The sequence below is a fragment of the Anabaena sp. PCC 7938 genome (assembly GCF_049315035.1).
GTDB classification, from domain to species: Bacteria; Cyanobacteriota; Cyanobacteriia; order Cyanobacteriales; family Nostocaceae; genus Anabaena; species Anabaena cylindrica.
In genome coordinates this window covers 1,220,343-1,237,852 of the sequence record NZ_CP186034.1, presented here as the reverse complement: position 1 = coordinate 1,237,852, position 17,510 = coordinate 1,220,343, and the positions used below count along the sequence as shown (strand labels likewise).

Sequence of the window (17,510 nt, the reverse complement as noted above, 5' to 3'; positions counted from 1 at the left end):
GTAGCTCCAATACCCTCGGTTGTGCTAATAGTCATAATTTTACCGTAACTTTACGGGTCTAAGTGTAACTTTATCGAAGCTTTAAAGATTGCTACAGTTATATAATTTACTCTAAATTTAAGTAAAAAATTTGAACACTTCAAAAACAAATAGCTTTATCCTAGAGCCGAGGTGAATCCTTATTTGAATTTGATAGCAGTCAGATTGATTAGTTTACCGAGTGTAAAAAAATATGTCGCAACCTCAAGTAAAAATCACAGTTACCCCTGCCGGCGGACCACTAAATACACCTAGCTATAAGGATATAGTATCAGTGACTGGTGCTGGCACTGATAATACTTATACTTATTTCAACCAACTGGGTGTTATTGATGCTTGGTGTCTTGACAGTTCTACTCCGATTGACGCTAATGCCACCTATACAGCTAATGTCTATTCCAGCTATGAACTAGCTCCATTGGCAACATTGGGAACGCCTGCGAGGATAGGCAACCTGTATAATTTAGATTTGGTTAACTGGATCATTAACCAAAACTTTACGGCTAATCCTCAATATAACTATGGTGAAATTCAGGCAGCCATTTGGACATTACTGGGGGACACCTATAATGCCAGCGGTTCAGATTTAACAAAAAACGGGACTGTAGTTGCTAGTGATGTTAATTCCATCGTCAATCTGGCTAAGGCAAACGGCGAAAACTTTGTTCCCGACACCAATCAATTTATTGGAGTCATTTTTGACCCCTTTGTAGTTAATAGTAATGGCTCGGTGACACCCAGACAGCCACTGATAGCTCAAATAAAAGCAGCAAAACTGGGCGACTTAGTATGGAATGACCTCAACGCCAATGGCATCCAAGATACCGGGGAATCAGGAATTGCAGGAGTCACGGTCAATTTGGCACGGGACAGCAATAGCAATGGAATCATCGAAAGTAGTGAAATTTTAGCAACCACCACTACTGATGTAAGTGGTTTTTATGAATTCAAAGGCTTGACCCCAGGCTTAAGCTATCAGGTACAATTCGCTACTCCAACTGGCTTTGATGCGGTAAGTCCTCGGCAAGAGGGAGGCAATCAGACAACGGATTCCGACGGTTTAGTGTCCAATGTGGTCATTTTAAACCCTGGAGAATTCAACCAAACCATTGATGCTGGTTTCTATAAGTATGCCTCATTAGGAGACTTCGTATTCAACGATGGCAACAACAACGGCATTCAAGATGCAGGTGAAGCAGGAATTGGTGGAGTCACAGTTGAATTAATCAACCCCGCAAATGGTAATGTCATCGCTACAACCACAACAGATGGGGCTGGTGCTTACACCTTCATAGGCTTAACCCTGGAGACTACCAAGTTAAATTCACATCACCAACAGGTTATGTCTTCAGCACAGCAAACCAAGGTGGAGACGATACTGTAGATTCTGATGCCAACACCAGCACAGGCTTGACTCAAACAGTCACCCTGACATCAGGTGAATTCAACGGCACATTAGACGCAGGTTTAGTCCAACTAGCCAGCTTGGGAGACAAAGTTTTCCATGATCTAGATGCAGATGGCATTCAAGATGCAGGGGAACAAGGCATTGCTAACGCTAGTGTCAACCTGTTAGATACAGCAGGTAATGTCATTGCTACCACTACTACAGATGGTAACGGACTCTATTCATTCACAAACCTGCAACCAGGAGACTACAAAGTCCAGTTTGTTCAGCCCACCGGCTTTAACGCTGTAAGTCTCGCTAATGTTGGTGGTGATGATAGTGTTGATAGCGATGGACTCATCTCCGATGTCGTCAACTTGTCTCCTGGAGAAAATGACACCACAGTTGATTCAGGCTTCTACAAGACAGCCTCATTAGGAGACTTCGTATTCAACGATGGCAACAACAACGGCATTCAAGATGCAGGTGAAGCAGGAATTGGTGGAGTCACAGTTGAATTAATCAACCCCGCAAATGGTAATGTCATCGCTACAACCACAACAGATGGGGCTGGTGCTTACACCTTCATAGGCTTAACCCCTGGAGACTACCAAGTTAAATTCACATCACCAACAGGTTATGTCTTCAGCACAGCAAACCAAGGTGGAGACGATACTGTAGATTCTGATGCCAACACCAGCACAGGCTTGACTCAAACAGTCACCCTGACATCAGGTGAATTCAACGGCACATTAGACGCAGGTTTAGTCCAACTAGCCAGCTTGGGAGACAAAGTTTTCCATGATCTAGATGCAGATGGCATTCAAGATGCAGGGAACAAGGCATTGCTAACGCTAGTGTCAACCTGTTAGATACAGCAGGTAATGTCATTGCTACCACTACTACAGATGGTAACGGACTCTATTCATTCACAAACCTGCAACCAGGAGACTACAAAGTCCAGTTTGTTCAGCCCACCGGCTTATAACGCTGTAAGTCTCGCTAATGTTGGTGGTGATGATAGTGTTGATAGCGATGGACTCATCTCCGATGTCGTCAACTTGTCTCCTGGAGAAAATGACACCACAGTTGATTCAGGCTTCTACAAGACAGCCTCATTAGGAGACTTCGTATTTAACGATGGCAACAACAACGGCATTCAAGATACAGGTGAAGCAGGAATTGGTGGAGTCACAGTTGAGTTAATCAACCCCGCAAATGGCAGTGTCATTGGTACAACCACAACAGATGGGGCTGGTGCTTACACCTTCATAGGCTTAACCCCTGGAGGCTACCAAGTTAAATTCACATCACCAACAGGTTATGTCTTCAGCACAGCAAACCAAGGTGGAGACGATACTGTAGATTCTGATGCCAACACCAGCACAGGCTTGACTCAAACAGTCACCCTGACATCAGGTGAATTCAACGGCACATTAGACGCAGGTTTAGTCCAACTAGCCAGCTTGGGAGACAAAGTTTTCCATGATCTAGATGCAGATGGCATTCAAGATGGGGAACAAGGCATTGCTAACGCTAGTGTCAACCTGTTAGATACAGCAGGTAATGTCATTGCTACCACTACTACAGATGGTAACGGACTCTATTCATTCACAAACCTGCAACCAGGAGACTACAAAGTCCAGTTTGTTCAGCCCACCGGCTTTAACGCTGTAAGTCTCGCTAATGTTGGTGGTGATGATAGTGTTGATAGCGATGGACTCATCTCCGATGTCGTCAACTTGTCTCCTGGAGAAAATGACACCACAGTTGATTCAGGCTTCTACAAGACAGCCTCATTAGGAGACTTCGTATTTAACGATGGCAACAACAACGGCATTCAAGATACAGGTGAAGCAGGAATTGGTGGAGTCACAGTTGAGTTAATCAACCCCACAAATGGTAATGTCATCGCTACAACCACAACAGATGGGGCTGGTGCTTACACCTTCATAGGCTTAACCCCTGGAGACTACCAAGTTAAATTCACATCACCAACAGGTTATGTCTTCAGCACAGCAAACCAAGGTGGAGACGATACTGTAGATTCTGATGCCAACACCAGCACAGGCTTGACTCAAACAGTCACCCTGACATCAGGTGAATTCAACGGCACATTAGACGCAGGTTTAGTCCAACTAGCCAGCTTGGGAGACAAAGTTTTCCATGATCTAGATGCAGATGGCATTCAAGATGCAGGGGAACAAGGCATTGCTAACGCTAGTGTCAACCTGTTAGATACAGCAGGTAATGTCATTGCTACCACTACTACAGATGGTGACGGACTCTATTCATTCACAAACCTGCAACCAGGAGACTACAAAGTCCAGTTTGTTCAGCCCACCGGCTTTAACGCTGTAAGTCTCGCTAATGTTGGTGGTGATGATAGTGTTGATAGCGATGGACTCATCTCCGATGTCGTCAACTTGTCTCCTGGAGAAAATGACACCACAGTTGATTCAGGCTTCTACAAGACAGCCTCATTAGGAGACTTCGTATTTAACGATGGCAACAACAACGGCATTCAAGATGCAGGTGAAGCGGGAGTAGCAGGTGTAACCGTTACCCTGACTGGTGGGGGAGCAGATGGACTGATTAGTACCACTGCGGACAACACTACTATCACCACAACTACCAATGCTAGTGGCAATTACAACTTCGCTGAACTAACACCTGGTCAAGAATATCAAGTTGGATTCTCTAATTTGCCTGCGGGATATCAGTTTACTCAAGCTGATGCAGGTACTGATGATGCTTTAGATTCCGATGCTAATACCAGCACTGGCAAAACCCAGATTGTCACTCTCGCTTCTGGCGAAAACAACACCACTTTGGATGCAGGGATTTATCAAAATGCCGGTGATTTGTCGATTACCAAAACCAACGGTTTGACGACAGTAAGCCCCGGACAGCAGATAACCTACACCATTGTGGCTCAAAACAATGGTCTGATAACTGCTACCAATGCTCTGGTGAGCGATATCATACCCAGCAATCTGACCAATGTCACTTGGACAAGCGTCGCATCTGGGGGAGCTACTGATAATCAAACCAGTGGCACAGGCAACATTAACGATTTTGTCACCCTGACAGCAGGTAGCAGCATCACTTATACAGTGACAGGTACGGTAGCTACTAATGCTTTGACTCCGGTCTACAACACACCTACCACCATCAACTTGACTAGTAACTCTAGTAGTTCACTCAATGGTACTCCTGGCAACATCCGTAACTTCTCTGCTAATGGTATTTCCGTCAATGCCAGTGCTTTTAGTAGCACCAGTACAGGAACTTGGAATACAGCCTATTTAGGTCTTTACGGTAGCTACGGTTTAGGGATAACAGATGGCAGTGAAAATGGTAGTAATGGCACCCACCACATTGATAATGATGGTCGCAACAACTACGTTCTGCTGGAATTCTCTGAATCAGTGGTGATTGACAAGGCGGCATTATCTTATGTGGTTGGAGATAGTGATATCTCTGTATGGATTGGCAACTTCAACAATCCTTATACCAATCACCTGACGTTAAATAGTTCGGTTCTGAGTAGCTTCGGTTTTACTGAAATCAACTTAGGTGGTAGTAGCGATCGCACTGCGGATATCAATGCAAGTAACTTTGTGGGTAACGCTGTGGTCATCGCTGCTAAAGTTGGCGATACGAACGATGAGTTTAAGCTCAAGTCTCTTAATATTCTCAAAGCAACGACTCCAACCAGTGGCTCTATTGTTAACACTGCAACGATCGCAGGTTCAACTGGTTTTACCGATACCAACCCCAACAACAACAGTGCTACCGATACTGACACGATTGTCGCTGCTTCTACTGTGAAAATAGGCGATCGCGTTTGGTACGATACTAATGCCAATGGTATCCAAGAGACGGGTGAAGCTGGTGTTGCAGGTGTAGCTGTTAATCTCTTTAACCAAGCAGGTACTCAAGTCGGGACAACAACCACCAATAACGATGGTTTCTATCAATTCACAGCTAACGCCAATAGTAACTACAGCGTTCAATTCGTCCAACCCACTGGCTTCAATGGATTCACCACCGCCAATGTAGGTAATGATGGGGCTGATAGTGATGTTGTTAATGCCAATGGCACAACGGCTCAATTCGCTGTCGGCACAACTGATAACCTCACCATTGATGCTGGACTAATCAAAAATATCGGCGACTTGTCGATTACCAAAACCAACGGTTTGACGACGGTAACTGCCGGACAGCAGCTAACCTACACCATCGTTGTCAGCAACACTGGTTTCATCACCGCTACCAACGCCCTAGTTACCGATGTCATCCCCTCTCTGCTGACAAACGTCACTTGGACTAGCGTCGCCAGCGGAGGAGCTACAGGCAACGAAACCAGTGGTACAGGCAGCATCAACGATTATGTAAACCTGACAGGCGGTAGTAGCATCACTTACACAGTTAACGGTACAGTAGCTGCCAACGCTGTGTCCTCTAGCTCCACTTATACAGACACCACGTTTGACTTCAATGGCAATAGTTCGTCCGATGGCACAGATGGAAATACTCGAACCTTTACGAAGGATGGCATTACCGTTACAGCAAGTGCCTTTAGCCGTGTAGATGGCACAAATGGAGCTTGGAGTAAGGCTTATCTGGGTAGCTACACTGGTGGCTTAGGCGTTACCGATAGTAGCGAAAGCAGTAGTTATCATCGTGTTGATAACGGCGGTGGCAGAGATAACTACGTCCTATTCCAATTCTCTGAAGCGGTTGTTGTTGATAGCGCTTACCTACAATATGTCGTTAATGACAGTGATACATCTGTCTGGATTGGTAACTTTAACAATACCATCACGACTTTAAGCGACTCTGTTCTTAACAGCTTTGGGTTCACTGAAGTTAACTTAGGTAGTGGCAGCGATCGCTGGGCAGATATCAATGCCAATAAAATCCTGGGTAACACTCTAGTTATCGCCGCTAAAACAGATGATACAAGCGATCAATTCAAGATTCGCTATTTAGATATTCAAAAACCCGTTGCACCAGCAACCGTTTCTCTGACTAACACTGCCACAGTAACGGCTCCTAATGGTTTCACCGACACCAACACCAGCAATAACAGCGCTACCGATACCGACACTGTAACCGCTGCACCATCTGTCCCATCAGCCCCTGGTGTGCGTACTCCCGGATTCTGGGCAAATAGTAACTGGGATAATTTCTGGGATGGTATCCAAGGCAACGAACCATCACAAAAAACACAATCCAATTTCGCCGACAGCGATCTTCTATTCGCACCTTATACCAACTCCGCACAAGCTGGAAAAGTTCTTGATCCAGTGAGCGGACAGTATGACATAGGGTTACTCATCGGTGACTACAACCGGAATGGCAAGACAGATGCAGGTGAAGATACTCTCTTCTACACCCGCGCCCAAGCACTCGAAATTGTTGATTCCTCGGAACACCCCAACTCAGATAAGCGCTACGATCTTGGTCGCTCTCTAGTTGCTGGTTGGTTGAATTATCTCGCTGGCAATCCTATTGACACTGCCAATGCGACTGATAAGGATGCTCGATACTACATCAACGAAGGCATTAATTGGCTGCAAGCCATAACTCCAGACGAAAATGGCGATAAGAAAGGTGATGGTGCAATTTATCAAATGACTGGCAGCAGTGTCAGTAGCCCATCAGCTAATACTTACTGGAATCTGGGTATTTCCAGTGCCTCCAGTTTACCAAATCCCTACAACACCAACACCAACGTTCTCTATCCATTAGAGGCTGGTAGTGTAATTAATACCAACCTGGATAATTACAACAATGGTTGGGGTCTTGCAGACAATGTTTACTACGGAGGAAACGCATAAATCACTAGCAATAGCAATTTCGGTGATAGTGCTTTCTGCTTAAACTAAAGATTCCCCCGTTAAACCCGGAGTTTAGCGGGGGAATCAACTACTTTTCAGACAATAAACTACATCTTGATAGAAATTTTGTATCAAGATCAATCAGGACTGATGGTAATTCCCATTCAAGTGAGGTACAAGCAGTAATAATTAAACGCAGATGGACGCAGATATAGCTTGCTTCCCGCAGGGTACGCAGATAATTTTGTACTTCTTTAGACTAGGAAATGCTATAAGTTAGACAATTTAGTTAAAATGATTTAGAAAAAAATTGAGATTGATTATGAAAAATATAGAAGATACTTCTCTAAATTACGGCTCAAATATTGAAAGATTCTGGCGTGATTTTTTTCGGGGTTTTACAGCCCCTGTTATATTACCTTCGTTAACTTCTTCGGACTCCTTACATCTATCTCGTCAAACTCAAGAAATTCGCCTGTCAAACAGTAAAACTTCAGATTTGACTAAGTTTTTAAAGAACAATAAATTAAGCCTTTATACTCTCATTCAAGGTGTGATGGCTTTACTTTTGAGTCACTATACCAGAGAAACAGATATTCTGTTTGGTTCAACTACCGAAAAACCTGATTTTAATATTGTACCTGTGCGAGTTTCCGTTGACCCTGATGCTTCAGTTTTATCATGGTTGAGAGAACTACAAAGACAATGGTCTACTTTGACAGAGTGTGAGTTTACTCCTCTAGAACAAATCCAACAATGGAGTGAAATTCCTCTAGAATTACCATTATTTGAGATGCTGGTAATATTGGGAAATTATGAAAAATTAGAATGTTTTGAATATCCTTTGATATTATCTGTTGATGCAGAATCAGATTTATTACTAAAAATTGACTATAAACAAACTAAGTTTGCCGATGATACCATAGCTCGAATGTTAGGACATCTAGAAACTCTATTAACAAATATAATTAATCTTCCTGAACAAACTCTCGCTGATATACCTCTACTTACAGAAACAGAAAGACATCAATTATTGGTTGAATGGAATCAAACTGAGGTAGATTATCTCCAGGATAAATGCATACATTTGTTATTTGAGGAACAGGTAGAGAACACACCAGATGCTATTGCAGTAGTGTTTGAAAATCAACAAATTACTTATCAAGAACTCAATGAAAGTGCTAATCAATTAGCAAATTATCTGCAAAAATTAGGAGTCAATGCCGATAAATTAGTAGGATTGTGTTTAGAAACATCCTTAGCTAGAATTGTTGGGTTATTAGGAATCCTCAAAGCTGGGGGTGTCTATTTACCGCTAGATCCGGTTTATCCTCAAGAACGCCTCAGATTTATGATCGAGGATTCGCAGGTTTCCATTCTTGTAACTCAAGCATCTTTAGCTGCTAAGTTATCAGAAAATTCGCTGCAAGTTGTGAGCTTAGATGCAGATTGGGAGAAGATTGCCACAGAATCTACAAATAATCTACAAAGTTGTGTAACTGGGGAAAATCTGGCTTATGTTATTTATACATCTGGTTCAACAGGAACACCAAAAGGGGTTTTAATTTCTCATCAAGCGATCGCACATCATTCTCAGAATATCATTGAACATTATCAACTCAATTCGAGCGATGGTGGAACATCCACCTCCGGTGATCGCATTTTACAATTTGCATCTCTGAGTTTCGATGTTTCTTTAGAGCAAATTTTACCAACTTTAGCAGTTGGAGCAACCTTAATATTAATTGATACAAAATTATTAACTCTTGGGGAATTTCATCAAAAATTAATTGATTATGGTTTAACAGTTGTTAATATCCCTCCAGCCTATTTCACTCAATGGTTACTATTTTTAACAGAAAATGCTTTTACTAATGTTCCCAATCAACTCAGATTAGTTATTTGCGGTGGTGAAGCATTACCAGTAGAAAGTTTGAAAATCTGGCAAAATAGTCCACTCAAAAGAATACGTTTAATCAATGCTTATGGACCAACTGAAACAACCATAACAGCAATCACTTTTACAATTAATCAAGAAAATACATCAATAGAATCTTACACAAATATTCCCATTGGCCGTCCATTACCGAACCGCAAGGTATATATTCTGAATCAACAAAAAAATCTCGTTCCTATCGGTATAGCTGGAGAGTTACATATTGGTGGCGAAGGTTTAGCACAGGGTTATTTAAACCAACCGAAATTAACAGAAGATAAATTCATTTTCGACCCTTTTGATAATACATTTTGCTCCCTTTGGGAGAGCTTCGCTAACAGAGGAACTTCGCTAACAAGATTGTATAAAACTGGGGATTTAGCTCGCTATTTACCTAATGGTGATATTGAATATCTAGGTCGTATTGACAACCAAGTAAAAATTCGCGGATTTAGAATAGAATTAGGAGAAATCGAAGCAGTATTAAACCAACATTCTATTGTGAGGGAAGCTAAAGCTATTACTAGAGAAGATATTCCTGGTGATCAAAGATTAGTTGCTTATATTATTTCTAAATCAAACCAAAACTCTCCATTAGAAATATCTCATAAACTACGTGAATACCTCAAACAGAAGTTACCAGATTATATGATTCCTTCTGCCTTTGTGGTGTTAGAGTCTTTCCCCTTAACTACTAATGGTAAAATTGACTATCGTTCTCTTACTGCGCCTGATTTTTCATCTGCTGCAAAGAATTATGTTGCACCTCGCACACCCACAGAAGAAATTATCACTAATATTTGGAGTCAGGTACTCAAGGTAGCAGAAATCGGCATTGATGATAACTTCTTTGAATTAGGTGGACATTCATTACTAGCGACCCAAATCATCTCTCGTATTAGACAAACCTTAAATGGAGAAATACCACTTAGGATATTATTTGAATTTCCCACAATATCCCAATTATCCTCACAAATCAGCACAACCAATAACCTATCTATAACAGCAATAGAACCGAGAAAACAACAAAAGAATATACCACTTTCCTTTGCCCAACAACGACTTTGGTTTCTAGATCAATTAGAACCAAATAGCACTGCCTATAATATTCCTTATCGATTACAAATTCAGGGTTTGCTGAACATCAGCATCCTAGAAAAAAGCATTAGTAAAATCATTCAACGTCATGAAATACTCCACACGAATTTTATTTCTATAGACGGACAACCAAAACAGGTAATTACTGCTAAAAATACCTTCAGTTTACCCCTCATTGATTTACAATCCTTGACTGAGGATCAACAAAAACTAGAAGTAGAAAAAATAGCTAAACAAGAAGCAAAGCAGCCTTTTAATTTAGTTACAGATGATCTATTTCACATTAAAATATTGCAATTGAATGCCGAATCGCATATATTGTTAATTAATCTTCACCACATTATATTTGATGGTTGGTCATTTGGAGTCTTATTTGATGAATTAAAAGCAATTTACACAGCTTATTATGAGGGTGTAAATTTTCCATTACCACAACTACCTATTCAGTATGCAGACTTTACATTGTGGCAGAGACAGTGGCTTTCTGGAGAAGTTTTAGAATCACAGTTAAATTACTGGGAAAAACAATTAGGGGGGGCTTTACCCATATTAGAATTACCAACAGACCGTCCTCGTCCCAGAATAAAAACCTACGCAGGAGCCACAAAAACCTTCATTTTATCACCAGAATTAACAGCCAATATCAAATCACTTTCACAAAAAGAGGGCATGACTTTATTCATGACCCTAGTAACAGCATTTAAAGTATTACTTTGTCGCTACAGTGGTCAAGAAGATGTGATAGTAGGAACTCCCATTGCGGGACGTAACCGTAGAGAAATTGAGGGGTTGATAGGCTTTTTTGTGAATACTTTGGCTTTACGGACTAATGTAAGTCATAATCCTATCTTTCGAGAATTACTAAATCAAGTTAAACAAGTATGTTTAGAAGCCTACACTAATCAAGATGTCCCCTTTGAGCAGTTAGTTGAGGTACTGCAACCAGAAAGAAATTTAAGTCATACTCCGATATTTCAGGTGATGTTTGTTTTACAAAATGCACCACTAGAAGAATTAGAATTACCAAATTTGCATTTAACAGCTTTAGAGCCACCAAAACAAACTGCTAAATTTGATCTCACTCTGTCAATGGCAGAAAAAAATGGACAATTAATAGGTGAATGGGAATATAATACAGATTTATTTGATAGTTCAACGATAGAAAGAATGATAGAGCATTTCCAGGTGTTATTATCTGGGATATTGGCTACACCTGAGCAAAATATTTGGCAATTACCTTTACTAACAGAAAGAGAAAGACATCAGTTATTAGTTGAATGGAATCAAACAGAGTTAGATTATCCCCAAGATAAATGTATTCATCAGTTGTTTGAAGAACAGGTAAAGAGAACACCTGATGCTGTTGCAGTGATGTTTGAAAATGAACAACTGACTTATCGAGAACTTAATCAACGGGCAAATCAATTAGCACACTACTTGAAGTCTTTGGGTGTAGGTGCAAATGTGCTGGTGGGCTTGTGTATGGAGCGAGACTCTATAGAAGAAGTTTCCTTAACGCTGGACATAATTGTGGGAATACTGGGCATTCTCAAGGCAGGTGGTGCTTATTTACCCCTTGACCCACGGTATCCAACTGAACGTTTGCTATTGATGCTCCAAGATGGGCAAGTTCCAGTGTTGCTGACCCAAAAACATCTAAGTGCAAGGCTTCCACAACACCAAGTAGAACTGATTTGCTTAGATACTGACTGGCTTTTGATCTCTCAATCAATAGAATCAAATCCTGTCTGTGAAATTCAACCTAAAAACTTGGCTTATGCAATCTACACTTCAGGTTCAACGGGAGAGCCAAAAGGAGTAATGATTCAGCATTCCTCCGTTGTGAATCTTGCCAATGGCCTACATCAAGCCATCTATTCTGATCACCAGAATTTCCCCTTGCGAGTCAGTTTGAATGGGTCTTTAACTTTTGATACTTCCGTTAAACAGATTATTCAACTTATATATGGTCATAGTCTGAACATAGTGCCAGAAAAGGTACGATTTGATGGAAATGCGATGTTGTCCTACTTGCAGCAGCAAAAAATAGATGTGTTGGACTGCACTCCATCGCATCTGAGACTGTTGATTGCAGCAGGATTACTGGAAAGTGATGCTGCTCCTCAATATGTACTCGTAGGGGGAGAACCGATTGATGAATCTATGTGGACAACTTTAGCACAGGCTCAAAATATTAAGTTTTATAATGTCTACGGTCCAACAGAATGCACTGTAGATACCACACTGTGTTTGATACAAATAGCTAACATCAAGCCAGTTATTGGTCGTCCCATAGCTAACGTCAAAACCTACATCTTAGACGAATATCTGCAACCAGTTCCCATCAATATACCAGGGGAATTGCACATTGGGGGTGCGGGATTGGCAAGAGGTTATGTCAATGCCAAAGAGTTAACACAAAAGAAATTCATCTCTAATCCGTTTGATCAGGCAGCAGAGAGTAGATTGTATAAAACTGGTGATTTAGCTCGCTATTTACCTAATGGTGAGATTGAGTATCTAGGAAGAATTGATAATCAAGTAAAAATTCGCGGATTTAGAATAGAATTAGGAGAAATCGAAGCAGTATTAAATCAACATCCAAATCTGAAAGCAGCGAAAGTTATCACGAGAGAAGATATTCCTGGTGATAAAAGATTAGTTGCTTATATTATTTCTAAATCAAACCAAAACTCTCCATCAGAAATATCTCATCAACTACGTGAATACCTCAAACAGAAGTTACCAGATTACATGATTCCTTCTGCATTTGTGGTGTTAGAGTCTTTCCCCTTAACTACTAATGGTAAGATTGACTGTCGTTCTCTTCCTGCGCCTAATTTTGCAGATTCTGGAAGTAATTATGTTGCACCACGCACACCTACAGAAGAAATTATCGCTCATATTTGGAGTCAGGTACTCAAAATAGAAACCATAGGCATAGATGATAACTTCTTTGAATTAGGAGGACACTCATTACTAGCCACCCAGGTTATATCCCGCATCAGACAAAGCTTTAACTTAGAAATCCCGCTATATTTATTATTTGAATTTCCTACTATTGCTCAAATTTCTGAGCAGATTGGCATTACAAAACAAACCGATGATGTATTAGTAGCGGCAATTACACCCAGACAGCAGCAAGAAAATCTGCCACTTTCTTTTGCTCAACAGCGTCTCTGGTTTTTAGACAAATTAAAACCAAATAGTAGTGCATATAATATCGCCTATAGGTTAAAAATTCTGGGTTCACTTAACATCAATATACTGGAACAAAGCTTATACGAAATTATACAGCGGCATGAAATATTGCAAACGAATTTTGTGGTTGTAAACGGACAACCAACTCAGGTAATTACTCATAATTTTGACTTCAATTTACCTATCATCGACTTACAATCACTACCTGATTTTCAACGGGAAACAGAAGCAGAAAAAATAGCTAAACAAGAAGCAGAAAAATCTTTAAATCTAGCTGAAGATACTCTATTTCGTATCCAATTATTGCGATTGAGTCCAGAAGATAATCTCCTATTAATCAACATTCACCACATTATTTTTGATGGCTGGTCTTTTCGGGTGTTGTTTGAGGAATTAAAAGCACTTTACACGGCTTATTGCCAGGATTTAACTTCTCCGTTACGACAACTACCTATTCAATATGCAGACTTTACACTTTGGCAAAGGCAGTGGCTGACTGGGGAAGTTTTAGAATCTCAATTGAATTATTGGAAACGGCAATTAGGTGGGACTTTACCAGTATTAGAATTGCCCACAGATCGTCCCCGTCCCCAAGTGCAAACTTATGCTGGGGCAACAAAATTCTTCATCTTCTCAAAAGAATTAACTGCAAGTCTCAAATCTCTGTGCCAAGAAGAGGGAGTGACTTTATTCATGACTTTACTGACAGCGTTTAAAATATTACTTTGCCGTTACAGTGGTCAAAAAGATGTGATTGTCGGAACTCCCATTGCGGGACGTAACCGCAGAGAAATTGAGGTATTAATCGGCTTTTTTGTAAATACTTTAGCTTTAAGAACTGATTTAGGTGAGCATCGCAGTTTTAGAGAATTACTCAGTCGAGTCCGAAGGGTATGTTTAGAAGCATACACTCATCAGGATGTACCATTTGAGCAGTTAGTGGAGGTGTTGCAACCAGAAAGAAATTTAAGTCATACTCCTATATTTCAGGTGATGTTTGCTTTGCAGAATGCACTGATGGGAGAATTACAATTACCAAATTTGACTGTTACAGCTTTAGAAGCATTAGTACAAACTGCAAAATTTGACCTCACTTTATCAATGTCAGAACGAAATGGACAATTAATAGGTGAGTGGGAATATAATACGGATCTGTTTGATGGTTCTACAATAGAGCGAATGATACAACATTTCCAGATGTTATTGTCTGGGATATTGGCTGCTCCCCATCAATGTATTTGGGAATTGCCTCTGATTACAGAAAAAGAAAAACATCAGTTATTAATTGAATGGAATCAAACTCAGACAGATTATCACCAAGATCAATGTATCCATCAATTATTTGAAGAACAAGTAGAAAGAACACCAGATGCAGTGGCAGTGGTGTTTGAGCAGGTACAACTTACTTATCGGGAACTCAATAAACGTGCTAATCAATTAGCAAATTATCTGCAAACATTGGGAGTGAAAGCAGAGGTTTTAGTTGGTATTTGCACAGAACGTTCACTTGAAATGATTGTCGGCATATTAGGCATTCTCAAAGCCGGAGGAGCTTACGTACCTTTAGATATTGTCTATCCCCAAGAGCGATTAGCATTCATGTTATCAGATTCCCAAGTATCAATACTATTAACACAACAGCATCTAGTAGAAAAACTGCCAGAACATCAAGCCACAGTTATTTGTTTAGATACTGATAGCAAAGCCATTGAATTAGAAAACCAGGAAAAAGTGAGCAATGGTGCAAACCCGGAAAACCTAGCCTATGTCATGTACACATCAGGTTCTACAGGACAACCGAAAGGAGTTTGTGTTCTCCATCTTGGTGTAGTGCGATTAGTCAAAGAAACTAATTATGCGAATTTGAGCAGCGAAGAAGTATTTTTGCAACTTGCACCGCTAGCTTTTGACGCTTCGACATTTGAGATTTGGGGTAGTTTACTCAATGGGGGAAGGTTAGTTATTTTTCCTGCACCCATTCCGACTCTGGAAGATTTAGCTGCATCTATCCACCGTTACAAGATTACAACTTTATGGCTGACAGCGGGACTATTTCATCTCATGGTAGACCAAAGACTAGAGGATTTAAAACCTTTGCGTCAGTTGTTAGCCGGTGGGGATGTGTTATCACTTGCGACTGTGCAACGAGTTGTGGAAGCTCTAGACAATTGTCAGGTAATCAATGGTTATGGACCTACGGAAAACACGACTTTTACTTGCTACTATTCGATGATGCGGGGAATGCAGTTTGGTAGTTCTGTTCCCATTGGAAGACCTATTGCTAATACGCAAGTTTATATTTTAGATCAATTTTTGCAACCAGTACCTATTAGTGTGACTGGGGAAATATATGTAGGAGGAGCAGGTTTAGCACGAGGTTATTTAAATCGACCAGAATTAACTGCTGAAAGGTTTATTTCTCATCCTTTTAATAATCAAGCAAAAGCGCGTCTTTATAAAACAGGAGATTTAGGAAGGTATTTACCTAATGGTGAGATTGAGTATCTAGGAAGAATTGATAATCAAGTAAAAATTCGCGGATTTAGAATAGAATTAGGAGAAATCGAAGCAGTATTAAATCAACATCCAAATCTGAAAGCAGCGAAAGTTATCACGAGAGAAGATATTCCTGGTGATAAAAGATTAGTTGCTTATATTATTTCTAAATCAAACCAAAACTCTCCATCAGAAATATCTCATCAACTACGTGAATACCTCAAACAGAAGTTACCAGATTACATGATTCCTTCTGCATTTGTGGCGTTAGAGTCTTTCCCCTTAACTACTAACGGCAAAATTGACCATCGCGCTCTTCCTACTGTTGATTTTATCAATTTTGAATCAAAAAAAAATATACAACCATCCGATAATTTAGAACTGCAACTCATAAAGATTTGGGAGAATGTTTTACGCATTCAACCCATAGGATTAAGTGATAACTTTTTCGATTTGGGAGGTTATTCATTACTAGCTTTACGCCTATTTGCTCAAATTAACGAGATATTTGGCAAAAATATTCCTCTTGCTTATCTTTTCCAATCTCCCACAATTAAGCAACTAGCTCATGTGCTTCGGCAAGAAGGATGCTCAACTTCGTGGTTCTCATTAGTTCCTATTCAAACCAAAGGTTCAAAACCACCTTTTTACTATATTCATACCGCATCAGGAGGTTTGATACACAGCCTGAATTTGTTATCTAAACTGGATGCTGATCAACCAGTTTATGGTTTACAAGCACAAGGCTTAGATGGGAAAAAGTCTCCTCATACTTGTATTGAAGATATGGCTTCTCACTATATTAAAGAAATTCAAACTGTTCAACCTCATGGACCATATTTACTGGGAGGATGGTGTGCAGGAGGTGTGATAGCCTATGAAATGGCACAACAACTTTATGCCCAGGGAGAAACTGTTGAATTATTAACTATTTTCGATGCTTTTCCTCCGAAAATGATACTTCCATCTTCTGAAGGGGTGAATTTTTTATCTCTAGTGAAAACAAAGTCTCGTGTCACTAAATATACATTGTATTTAATGGATATGATTCAGCGCAATCGTCGCAATTTTAATAATTTGACATTTCAACAGCAGATGATCGCAATTTGGGAAAAAATTAATCGGCGAATTCAAGATAGAATCACGGAAACTGTGTATCAATTCTATGTGAAGAGAAATCTGCCTTTACCCCACACACTCCGCCACTTAGCTGTTAGAGATGCCATCGTTCATGCTTACAAAAATTATTGTCCTACGGTTTATCCAGGTCAAGTAATCTTTTTTAGAGCAGTTGATCAATCTCAAGAATACGCTCGTTATCTCAAGAGATGGGAAGAATTAGCTGCTGGTGGCTTAGAAATTCATGATGTTCCTGGTAATCACGATAGTATTATGGCTGAACCTCATGTTTCAGTTTTGGCTGAAAAATTAAGATGCTTTTTACAGACTTCAGCAGCGAACTGGTAGAGTAAAAACATAGCAAAATATAAACTCGCCAGATTTC

At 40.3% G+C, this 17,510-nt stretch carries 1 protein-coding gene and 1 pseudogene; both read left to right on the top strand.

Features of this window, described 5'->3' with window-relative positions:
- Positions 1-232: 232 nt before the first annotated feature.
- Positions 233-7,275, top strand: a pseudogene (locus ACOWPH_RS05880) (SdrD B-like domain-containing protein).
- A gap of 322 nt (positions 7,276-7,597) precedes the next feature.
- Positions 7,598-17,473, top strand: a complete 9,876-nt coding sequence (locus tag ACOWPH_RS05875) for a non-ribosomal peptide synthetase (protein ID WP_190645420.1) — start codon at positions 7,598-7,600, stop codon at positions 17,471-17,473.
- The last annotated feature ends 37 nt before the right edge of the window (positions 17,474-17,510 follow it).